The sequence below is a fragment of the Dyadobacter sp. HNCC25DJ187 genome, from assembly GCF_056895255.1.
This window is the reverse complement of sequence record NZ_JBXHAT010000002.1, coordinates 1,415,111-1,426,087: the sequence shown is the minus strand read 5'-3', so window position 1 is coordinate 1,426,087 and position 10,977 is coordinate 1,415,111. Positions and strand designations below refer to the sequence as shown.

Genomic DNA, 10,977 nt, shown 5'->3' with positions numbered 1-10,977 from the left:
GACTGAAAAGAAGTTTAGAATTTTTTAAAAGACATTCCGATGAAAACCAAAATAATAGCTCTTTGCATGGCAGTATCACTCGTGGGCTTAAGCTCTTGCGAAGATTATCTGTCAGAAACCAATAAAAGTGGTCTTACCGAGGATCCGTTCTTTCAAACTGAACTGGGTATCACAGCTTCTGTAAACGCAAGTTACTCAGGAACGAGATTGTGGTATGGTAAGGAATTTCCTTCTGCTTTTGCGGAAACCGGAACAGACCTTTTCCTGAGAGGTGGTGATAATAAAGCGAACCAAATATCCGACTATACAGTCGATTTGAACGGTGCGCAAACCAACCTGAAAGATTACTGGGCAAATTTATACAAGGCGCTCAATACCTGCAATACCACGCTGAAATTGCTTCCGTCACCTGTTTTGAGCGCCGCGCTCAACAAACAGTATGAAGGTGAGGTACGCTTCCTCCGTGCACATTATCTGTGGCTGATCACTGAAACCTGGGGTGATGTGGTGCTGTTAACAGAACCCACAATTGGTGTGGTTACAACAGCGAAACGTTCGAGCGTAGCCGACTTCTACAAAGTGATTTTTGATGATCTGAATATTGCCATTACCAACCTGGCTGCTCAGAAATCGACGACAGGTCGCATTACACAGGATGTTGCAAAGGCGTTCAAAGCCCGTATGTGTCTCACCCGCGCCAGCTTTACCAATGATGCTGCGCTGTATGCTGAGGCTGCCAAGCTTGCCAAGGAAGTGATTGCCTCGGGTCGATATACACTTTTCAGTGATTTTAAGTCCTTATGGGCTATGAGCAACTCAGAGGGGGGAAGTAATTCGGAAGTGATTTATTATGTGAATTACACCAACGATGATACCATGAATGGTGATTTCGATCCCGCAGCGGGGAAAGGTAATAACAGTCACCTGCACTACATCATGGTGTACGACAAGCAACCTGGTATGGAACGTTCAGTAGCATATGGTCGCCCTTACCAGCGTTACGTTCCGACATTACATTTGCTGGATTTGTTTAACGAAAATGTTGATCAGCGCTACCACGGTACATTCCAGACCGTATGGAAAGCGAACATGGCAAACCTGAAGGCAGGCACTGTCAACGGTTATCCAAAAATGGCCTTGGGCGATACGTCCATGGTATTTCTGAAAACGGTTGCTACACCAGCTCAGGTTGCGAACGCCAAAGACAGATACAAAATATATGATCGTACTACCATGTATAAGGAAGATGGTACGCTGCAGACAAGATCTCAGTTTATCCAATTAAGCAAATTCATGGATCCTACCCGTTTGACGGCTAACCAGGAGTGGAGTTCAAGAGATGGTTTTGTGATCCGTATCGCTGAAATGTATCTGATTGCCGCTGAGGCACTGATGACGACCAATCCAACAGAAGCTTTGAAGTACATGAACGATCTGCGCAAGAAACGTGCTGTGGTGGGCAAGGAAGCAGATATGGAGGTGGCTGCAAAAGATCTTACCATCGATTTTATTCTTGAGGAACGTGCGCGCGAACTGGCAGGAGAGCTTTTCAGATGGTATGATCTGAAACGTACCAAAAAGCTGGTGAGCTACGTGCAGAAATACAATAACGATGCGAAAGGAAATATCAAGGAACATCATATGATACGTCCGATTCCACAGGTTCAGCTGGATGCTGTGAGCAATAAGGATGAATTCAAACAAAACCCGGGATACAACTAGGATGATTTTTGAATTTATCAACAAGTCCGGCAGGCTGATGTCTGCCGGATTAATCCGGACTGCGGTATGCATTCCGGTTTTTCTTTTTGGTGCAGCTTTGGTTCAGGCACAGGACAATGCGCTGGCGTGGAAGAATAATCTGGCCTATAATGCTTATCTGATGCGTGATGTCCATGCGCAGTATGCCAGGCGGAATGAGCAATTCCGGAAGGCGATTTCATCTGCTCAAACGATGGATGTTTACCGTGAAAGAGCACGGTCCGGATATAAGAATATTGTGGGAAGTTTTCCTGTGAAATCAGCATTGAAACCGCAGGTGATTTCCAGAAAGCAATTTGAGGGCTATTCAGTAGAAAATATTGTTTTTGAAAGTAAACCTGGACGGCTTGTAGCTGCAAACCTGTATTTACCTGCAGGCAATGGTCCTTCTCCTGCTGTGTTATTGCTGGCCGGACACGGGATGGCAGGGAAAGCTTCCGAACAACGGGCGGCCATAACGCTTGTGCAAAATGGGATGGCAGTGCTGGCTGTTGATCCGGTAGGGCAGGGTGAAAGGGTGCAGCTGCTGAACGAGGCAGGGAAGCCTGTTACCAGAGGATCAACTACTGAACATACTTTACTGAATGCCGGTGCCAACCTTACAGGAACAAGTGTAGCTGCTATAGAATATTGGGACAATCACCGTGCACTCGACTACCTGGAGACCAGAAAAGAGGTAGATATATCCAGACTGGGGTGTGTTGGTAGTTCGGGAGGAGGTACGCAAACTACCTATATGCTAGGGTTGGATGATCGTATTAAGGTTGCGGTCGTGTGCAGTTATGTTTCGAAACGGGAACGTGTACTGGAACTGAATGGGCCGTCGGATGGCTGTCAGCATATTCCATATGAAGGAAAAGCCGGACTTGAGATCGGAGATTTTCTGCTGATGTTCGCACCTAAGCCATTGCTAATTATGTCAGGACTTTATGATTTTGTCGATTACTGGGGAGCGCAACAAACATATGGTGAGTTGGACCAGGTCTATTCGGTTTTAGGGCAAAAAGAAAAAGTGAAGTTTTTTACGGCTGAGACAGGTCATGGCATGCCTAAGCCAAAGCGTGAGGCGGCTGCTTCCTGGTTCCGTCAGTGGTTTTTTCAGGATAAAAAACCGGTACAGGAATTGGCTGCAAATCAGGTCGTAGAAAAGGAACTTTGGGCAGGGGCGCAGGGGCAGTTGCTCAAAGATTTTCCGCAGACTGTATCTATTCCGGCAGCGCATGTAGCAGAGAGTAAATTACTCGCTGAAGAACGGAGTCAATTTCTCAAACAGGATACTAAGGCGATCCGTGGAAAGGTAGAGGAATTGCTTGGACTCAGTGAGAATAAGCATCCTGTTTCAGCTGAACCTACCGGATCTGCGGTGGCCAGAAATTATACTGTGAATAAGTATCAGCTCATCAGAAAAGGGGAAATGCCGGTGCCCATAATCGTTATTTATCCTGAAAATATTTCTAAAAATGGGAACGTAGTGATATGGCTGAATGAAGATGGGAAGTCAGATATGCTGAAAGATGAAAAGTCACTTGAAGCAATGGTAAACCGGGGAGATATTCTTATACTGGCAGATCTGAGAGGGCAGGGCGAAACGACAGATCCTGCTGAGCTGAATGATACCAAATACTGGAATAAGGAATACCGAAATGCCATGATCAGCATGCATATCGGAAAACCAGTCATGGGTCAGCGTGTTACCGACATACAGTCTATTACTACTTTCATTAAAAGTGAGCAACGTTTAAAAGGGAGAGACATAGTGCTCCGGGCGAACGGTGTATATGGACCGGCCGCGGTACATGCAGCTTATTTGAATCCGGATATTAATTCCATTGAGATTTCCAGATCAATAAAATCATTTGATGACATCGTCAGTAATCCTTTACAAAGAGATGTGTATTCCAATGTGCTATACGGTGTTTTAAAATATTATGATCTGAAAGATCTGGCTGAGAAAGCAGGTAAGGGGAGAGTGAAGTTTGTAGATTAGAGGGTTAACTAAAAAGCGAAAGGCTTTCCGATATGGGAAGCCTTTCGCTCTTATTGTATCAGAAGAAAATTGATTAAGTATTCATCAGTGCCCATCGGTGTAATCCGTGGCAAGCACTATCACATATTATTCCGAATCCTTATACAAGCCAAATTCACTGATCGCCACACTCACCGGTGATTTTGTGATACGTAACCGAAACTTCTTGGCAGTGACCGGGATATCCAATTTAACGAGTCGTTTTGCGCCTACACTGGTACCGCGATGTACTTCCTTCCAGTCGCTTCCTTCCCATACGTCCACGGCAAATTCCTCAATTCTTTGACCCAGTTTGATGAATTCCTGCAGGCTTATCACATCGAAAGTGATTGCCTGAGGTAGTTCCATTACTACTTCCGGCGTTTTGAAATCATCATCTGTTGCCCAGTAAGATTCCGGTTTGCCGTCCAGTATATTTTTAGCGCTGTAAATACTATTGTAACCTCTTACATTCACAGCTTTGGAACTTGCCTTTGCCAGCAGATTCACTGCAAAAGTTTTACTGACATGGTCTCCGAAAGATTTCAATGCTGCCACATCGTCTTCATGAAGCTGTCCTCTGGTATCCGGCGCGAGCCCCAGATCCAACGCTGCGCCGCGGCCTACACTCTTCAGGTAAAGATCGAATAGTTTTTCAGGTGTTTTGGGCTTTTCGTTCGGATGATAAAACCAGCCTTTACGCAGCGGGACATCGCATTCTGCAGGAATCCAGGCTTTTCCGTTACGTGTTCCTCCCGGATTCTCGTCTGCATTAGCCTGTCCGGGCACTGCCACGTTTTGTCCTTTTGATGGAACAGGCGTAAGCGTTGCCCAGGAAGTTTCGTTTACCGAGCCATCCTCATTCCCCGCCCAGCGTACATCCCAGCCTATATCACTGAAAATATTTGCTCCCGGTTGTAGCTTACGCGTCAAATTTGTCCAGGTCGAATTCCACTGATAATAAGTCGTATTGTCGATCGAACGCTTCTCCCTTGCACCGCCGTAATAGCCGTCTCCGCCATTGGCGCCATCATGCCATGACATGAACAAATCACCATAATTGGTATATAATTCTTTGAGCTGATCGCGGTAGATCTGAAGGTATTCAGGTGTGCCGTATTTGGCATTATTTCTGTCCCAGGGTGAGCAATACACTCCGAATTTGAGTCCGTGCTTGCGTGCAGCATCTGCCACTTCCTTTACCATATCACCTTTTCCATCACGGAAAGGGCTTTTTGAAATGTTATATTCAGTGGTTTTAGTTGGCCAGAGAGCAAAGCCATCGTGGTGCTTGGCCACAAAAACGATTCCTTTCAGTCCGCCTGCTTTGGCAGCCAGTATAATTTGTTCTGCATTAAAATGGGTCGGGTTGAAAAGCTTTGGGTCCGCATCTCCAAAACCCCATTCTTTATTTTCGAATGTAGTGGGTGTAAAGTGCATGATGCCATATACCTCAGTTTCATGCCAGGCAATCTGGCGGGGTGCCGGAACTGCTCCATAGGGCTTGGGAGGTTGTTGAGCAAACGCATTTAATGCAGTCAGAAGAAGCAGAGAAGCTATCGGTTTAATCATATAAGTCGGGGTTCAGATCGGCTTGTTTTGGGAATATTTTATCAGCAGGTAAATATCGGACAAATTTAAGAACGTTCTGCCGTTCGGGATAGAAAAGATGAACAGATGAGTACCCTAAGTAGGAGTGTTCTGTCAGTCTCGGGGAAGTTGTTTCTTTCTGTTTACCAATTACTTTCGGACACCATCTCATCCAAGCTGTGGGATGTACAATGGCAAGCCGGTTTATACCGGACCCAGAGGAGGATGTTACTACATTAATTCAAATGGAAATAAAACGTATGTTGAAAGAAATTTTTGTTGTTAGCTAGAAGCAGGGGAAAGGATCAATTTCAAGGTAGCATTATATGGCAGATGGATCGCAGTAGTGTTAAAATATCCCTTCTGCATAACTACTGCAACTTCTTGTTGTGAAGCAATTCAACGCTTTTGATGCTGCCTACCGGCGCGATCTTTATGTTTTTACTTCCTTTTGACAGATAAAAATAGTAAGAACTGTTATTGTCGAACAAATGAACTTCTTCTGATTTGTCTGAATCAAAACTTATTTTGTGATCATAAGTCAGCTCATTATTGTTTATCTTCTTAATCAGATCCATACCATCGCTTAATCCCTGGCTGAAAAAGAATGAGGAAAGCCCGGCGATAAAAAAGCCGAAAAACGTTTGTGAGATCAGGTCTTTGATTTCTTCTTTTGTTAAAATTTTACCGGATGGTTTCTGGCCAACGAGTTTCTGAACCCAGTTGCGATGACTGTTCCTGCTTAGCAAAAATTGAAGAAGCAGAGAGAGTGATACAAGAATAAGTACGGCAAATAAAATAACAGGCCTTGAGGTCAGATCGGCGATAGGACTGATCAGCACATCCATAAGGGATGAATATTTCAGGATATTTATATCCAGCTGATAGTAATGAAGGCTTTCCTTGATGATTCCGAGTATGATCAGATACAAATAACCAAGTGGTAGTAAATTCTGAATTCTGTCTAGAGATTTTGTCAAGTTCGGTTTGCTTAAATTTTGGAAGATGGTTTCGCAGTAAATTTACACAAGTTTATGAAAAGCTGTTCGTGATGTTCTGTGACCGGAGCGTTTTGAAAACCGCATGGCGCAAGCAAAATAAAGCGCAGCACACCGAAATAAACTATTCCCGGGTCTTTGAATATCCATCTTGGGGTGGGAGTGAATTGCTCTTTTTAAATAAAAAATCTATATTGAAGTAAGAATAATCAAAACGTTGGATTATGCAAATAAGCGATCTCAAAATACTGTTTTTTGATATTGGGGGAGTACTGTTGAGCAATGGCTGGGGACATGAATCCAGATTGCAGGCAGCTGAAAAATTTGGACTTGATTATAAAGAAATGGATCAGCTTCATAACTTCATCTTCAACGTGTACGAAATCGGAAGCATCACGCTTGATCAATACCTTGATACCGTCATATTCAATCATCCCCGTGACTTTGTCCGTGAAGACTTTAAGGAGTTCATGTATGCTCAGTCGGTGGAGTTACCTGATATGCTCTCCTGGCTGAAGGATTGGAAAAGAGACTGCGGTTTTCGTATTATTTCTATCAATAATGAAGGAAAAGAGCTCAACGACTACCGTGTTCAAAAGTTTAAACTTCACAATTGTTTTGATGCATTTATTTCATCTTGTGAAGTGAAACTGCGTAAGCCGGATCCTCAGATTTTTCACCTTGCCATGGGCATCGCACAAGCAACGCCAAGTCAATGTGTGTATTTCGATGACCGGATTATGTTTACCAATACGGCCAAAAAAATAGGGATAAGGGCTTTTCAGCATACCAGCTTTGAATCGACCAGAGAGATTCTTGAAAATTTGAAAAAGGAAAAGTTTGATCGTCTGATCTGATACCCTTTAGATACACACCATCCTATATCCAAATCTAGCTACATAGCCAGCTACATGATCAACGATGATTACTATCCGTGTCCCGGTGTTATCTTATCCTGGTAAACATAAGAATATCTATAGATCGTCTTTTACAATTCCTTCGAAATTGATAAGGTCGCTTCATTGCAGGAGTATTAAAAATCAGGTACTTAAGCATATCGTAGTAAGCTTTTTATAATATCCGATGAAGAAAATGTCGGGTTCATTTTTCTACATGCATAGATTTTTTTTATCGATTAGAAAAAAATTGAACAACTTTGATCTAAAGAAGTGATTAAAACGTAGAATGATTAATACGGTGATATATGTGTCACCTTCCACCACTATAGTTACAATCCGGGATTTTGTCTGTTTTCTGTCAGTTTTAAAGGCTTTGTCCTTTTAAGATTGAAATATCCTGTTTTCGTACCGACAATGACGAAATGTATACCCCCATATCATAAAAAGTATAGTGAAAAAAAAACTGACGCTATTATGGCTGCTTCTTTTGGCTTCAGCAGTAGTAGCCCTCTTCTGGTATAACTCCTGGGTCTATCTGTTGCCCACTCCCGTCCCTGAAAACTATATGCCTGTTGCCGTAGGAAGGGAACTTCGGATGGACGGGCTTCCGGAAAGTGTTGATAAGAAACCAAGATTCCTACATTTTTTTAATCCAGAATGCCCTTGTTCCCGATTCAATATCAAACATTTTCAGTCACTTGTACGTGCATATGGTAGTCAGGTAGATTTTGCGGTGGTGGTGATGAGCGAGAAGAAATTCACAGCGCAACAGATCAGGGACCGGCTGGGTCTGGATTTGCCTGTATTATTTGATACGGACATTGCCAATACGTGTGGGGTTTATTCGACGCCACAGGCAGTGCTGATCAGTTCTAAGGATAAACTTTTTTATAGAGGTAACTATAATAAAAGCCGCTATTGCACAGACGAGAGCACTAATTATGCCAAAATTGCACTTGTTGGCCTCCTCGGGAATTCACCGGATATGGCTTTTGATGATGCAGCACTGAGATCCTATGGATGCAGTCTTCCTTATTGCAAGAAATAACAACCCTTCACTGATGATCACAACTGAAAGAAACTTATTTATCCAGAAAAACCAGGTACCCTTTTATATGGTTAAGGAAAGCTCTGACCGATCTATGAATTATTTCCTGATTGGATACTTCTTGCTCGGCTTGCTGTTTGCTACTTTTTATGATACGTGGCTGATCGCTTTGGGAGTAGGAGGTATCTCGATGACAGCCTACTATTCAACAAAATGGATGCTGCCGTCGTCTGATCTCTATCAATATGTACTGAGTGCTGTGCTGGGTATATTTATGGCACAGTTTATCTACCAGATGCACGGATTGTTTGAGATGCACTTCTTTGCTTTTATCGGCAGTGCCTTACTGATCACTTACCGTAAGTGGCAGTTACAGATTCCGATGATGCTTGTAGTGCTGGTACACCATGCGGTTTTTGGTTATTTACAAAACTCAGGTTATGCCGAAGTCTACTTTACACGACTCGAATATTTTGACCTGATGACGTTTGTTATTCACATACTGCTGGCAGCAGTGATATTTTTCATTTGCGGACTCTGGTCTTATACGATGAAAAAAACCACGGAATTTCAGCTTGCACAAAATACAAAAATGGCTGAACTGGAAAAAGAAGCGGCACTCTCACAAGAGCGTGAGCAAAACGAAATGACTCAGAAGCAAGCCAATATCCGACTTAAAGCAGCCAATGCTGAACTTGAAAAAGCACGTAATGAAGCGGAAAAAGCCAACCAGGCAAAGAGTGTTTTCCTGGCGACAATGAGTCATGAAATTCGTACGCCGATGAATGGAGTAATTGGTATGGCAGCACTTTTACAGGAAACGGAGTTGTCTGATGAACAGCGTGTATTTACCGAAACAATTGTAAACTGTGGCGATACGCTGATCAATGTGATCAATGATATCCTGGACTTCTCCAAGATTGAATCCGGTAGTATCGAGCTTGAAAATGAAGATTTTAATCTGAGACAATGCATTGAGGATATTCTGGATATTTTCGGTCCCAAGGCAACAGCCGCAGGACTGGATCTGATATATCATATTGAAGAAAATGTACCACTTCAGATTGTCGGAGATTCACTCCGGCTCAGACAAGTTCTGATCAATCTGGTAGGTAATGCAATGAAGTTTACCGAAATAGGAGAAGTATGTCTTTTTGTAACGAAAGAGGAAACAGGAAGTGCAGATGATATGAAACTTCACTTTGCTGTTCGCGACACGGGCATCGGTATCCCGAACAGTAAATTAGATAGACTTTTCAAAGCTTTTTCTCAGGTAGACTCTACAACGACTAGAAAATATGGAGGAACAGGTTTAGGTCTGGCTATTTCTACCCGGCTGGTAGGGCTGATGGGGGGAGATATTTCAGTGGTCAGCGAACCAGGCGAAGGCTCAACATTCTCATTTAGCGTGAAAACACGGAAGGGCTATAAAATTCTGGCACCTTATATACATTATAGCATGGAAGGCCAGGAGGGAAAGCAAATTCTGGTGGTAGATGACAACGCGACCAACCTCACGATTTTGAAAAGGCAGTTTGAAATTTGGAAGTTGAAGCCGATCCTGGCCAGGACTGGAAAACAAGCGCTTGAAATCCTTACGGCAAATACCGATATCGATCTAATCATTACGGACATGCAAATGCCGGAAATGGATGGTGTGATGCTGGCAGAAGAAGTACATACGCGATATCCCCATTTGCCTGTCATTTTGCTTAGTTCGATCGGTCAGGAGCTGAGAGAAGAAAACCGGAAGCTGTTTGTTTCTGCATTGACAAAGCCCACGCGTCAGCATGAGCTCAGTAAACATATATTAAATGCTTTGCAGACGCATGCGGCCACGGTGATCAAACAGGTTGTTCCAAATAAATTAACATCCAAATTTGGGGAAAACTATCCTTTTGTATTGTTGGTGGCGGAAGATAATCCTATCAATCAACTGGTTGTGAAAAGCATGCTTGTCAAATTGGGGTACCAGCCGGATCTGGCGGACGACGGGGAGCAGGCAGTGGAGGCTGTAAACGAAAGAGAATACGACCTGATCCTGATGGATATGCAGATGCCAGTGATGGATGGGCTTGAAGCGACAACCGTCATCCGCAAGAAAACAGGAAAACAACCCGTTATTATCGCTCTGACCGCTAACGCTATGGACGGAACCGAACAGGAATGTCTCGAGGCAGGCATGGACGATTACATCGCCAAACCTATACGGGTAGAGGAACTGACCGGGAAGCTAGAGAAGTGGTGGAAAAAGGAAGGAGTGGTTCACCGTCTTTTGTAGCGGATTTATGTTATTTTCTTTGTCCTGTGTCTTCACAGGACGTTGCCTAGGTAAGGTGTTTTATAGGCATACAGTTCACTTGGGAGGGAGACTAAAGGTGATTTAATCTAGTTCATAATCAGCTATGGTATTCGCTTCCGTGGCCTGTGTCTTCACAGGACTTTATGCTGATAGGCTAGATCTGTGGGGACACGCAGACCACGGTTGAGGTTACCGCTTCCCGGGCCTGTGTCCTTACAGGACTTTATGTTGGTAGGCTAGGTCTGTGGAGACACAGACCACGGTTTTTATTTGCTTGACTGATACAAAAAAGTCCGGAAATGGTACACAAAAGTTACCATTCCCGGACTATACTCATTCAACGAATCGGAGAAATTTATACAGCGGATTTTTTT

General features: G+C 43.5%; 8 protein-coding genes. 6 read left to right on the top strand and 2 right to left on the bottom strand.

All coding sequences use genetic code 11. The features are described 5' to 3' along the window. Positions 1–39 precede the first annotated feature (39 nt). Together AC1XUE_RS16890 and AC1XUE_RS16885 are read left to right on the top strand one after the other, a co-directional pair. Positions 40–1,722 carry a RagB/SusD family nutrient uptake outer membrane protein gene (locus AC1XUE_RS16890; RefSeq protein ID WP_483357162.1) on the top strand — a complete coding sequence of 561 codons (1,683 nt, stop codon included), beginning with the start codon at positions 40–42 and terminating at the stop codon, positions 1,720–1,722. 1 nt (position 1,723) lies between these two features. Next, on the top strand, positions 1,724–3,748 hold the full coding sequence (locus AC1XUE_RS16885; RefSeq protein ID WP_483357161.1) for an alpha/beta hydrolase family protein: 2,025 nt from the start codon (positions 1,724–1,726) through the stop codon (positions 3,746–3,748). Positions 3,749–3,874: 126 nt separating this feature from the next. Here the strand turns inward: AC1XUE_RS16885 and AC1XUE_RS16880 are convergent, their stop codons facing one another. After that, complete coding sequence (locus AC1XUE_RS16880) at positions 3,875–5,338, bottom strand: alpha-L-fucosidase (protein ID WP_483357160.1); 1,464 nt, start codon at positions 5,336–5,338, stop codon at positions 3,875–3,877. Between the two features lie 202 nt (positions 5,339–5,540). Here AC1XUE_RS16880 and AC1XUE_RS16875 point away from each other — a divergent pair, with 202 nt between their 5' ends. Next, positions 5,541–5,642, top strand: coding sequence for a hypothetical protein (locus tag AC1XUE_RS16875; protein WP_483357159.1), 102 nt, complete (start codon positions 5,541–5,543; stop codon positions 5,640–5,642). 85 nt (positions 5,643–5,727) lie between these two features. On the opposite strand, the gene AC1XUE_RS16870 is transcribed toward AC1XUE_RS16875, so the two are convergent. Continuing rightward, complete coding sequence (locus AC1XUE_RS16870) at positions 5,728–6,336, bottom strand: hypothetical protein (RefSeq protein ID WP_483357158.1); 609 nt, start codon at positions 6,334–6,336, stop codon at positions 5,728–5,730. A gap of 242 nt (positions 6,337–6,578) precedes the next feature. Here AC1XUE_RS16870 and AC1XUE_RS16865 point away from each other — a divergent pair, with 242 nt between their 5' ends. The 3 genes from AC1XUE_RS16865 (at position 6,579) to AC1XUE_RS16855 (ending at position 10,582) form a co-directional block, all read left to right on the top strand. Next, positions 6,579–7,211 (top strand): HAD family hydrolase, encoded by a 633-nt coding sequence (locus AC1XUE_RS16865; RefSeq protein WP_483357157.1) that lies wholly within the window; start codon positions 6,579–6,581, stop codon positions 7,209–7,211. 493 nt (positions 7,212–7,704) lie between these two features. Next, the gene (locus tag AC1XUE_RS16860) at positions 7,705–8,301 is read left to right on the top strand and encodes a TlpA family protein disulfide reductase (RefSeq protein ID WP_483357156.1); all 597 of its coding nucleotides are present in this window, start codon (positions 7,705–7,707) and stop codon (positions 8,299–8,301) included. Next, positions 8,270–10,582: a response regulator gene (locus tag AC1XUE_RS16855; protein WP_483357155.1), complete on the top strand. Its 2,313-nt coding sequence runs from the start codon at positions 8,270–8,272 to the stop codon at positions 10,580–10,582. The genes AC1XUE_RS16860 and AC1XUE_RS16855 overlap by 32 nt, the downstream gene beginning before the upstream one ends. The last annotated feature ends 395 nt before the right edge of the window (positions 10,583–10,977 follow it).

What these genes read in the sequence shown, in the direction of transcription:
- AC1XUE_RS16865 (WP_483357157.1), top strand. Translation starts at nt 6,579, where the DNA reads ATGCAAATAAGCGATCTCAAAATACTGTTTTTTGATATTGGGGGAGTA.
- AC1XUE_RS16875 (WP_483357159.1), top strand. Translation starts at nt 5,541, where the DNA reads ATGTACAATGGCAAGCCGGTTTATACCGGACCCAGAGGAGGATGTTAC.
- AC1XUE_RS16880 (WP_483357160.1), bottom strand. Translation starts at nt 5,338, where the DNA reads ATGATTAAACCGATAGCTTCTCTGCTTCTTCTGACTGCATTAAATGCG.
- AC1XUE_RS16855 (WP_483357155.1), top strand. Translation starts at nt 8,270, where the DNA reads ATGGATGCAGTCTTCCTTATTGCAAGAAATAACAACCCTTCACTGATG.
- AC1XUE_RS16890 (WP_483357162.1), top strand. Translation starts at nt 40, where the DNA reads ATGAAAACCAAAATAATAGCTCTTTGCATGGCAGTATCACTCGTGGGC.
- AC1XUE_RS16885 (WP_483357161.1), top strand. Translation starts at nt 1,724, where the DNA reads ATGATTTTTGAATTTATCAACAAGTCCGGCAGGCTGATGTCTGCCGGA.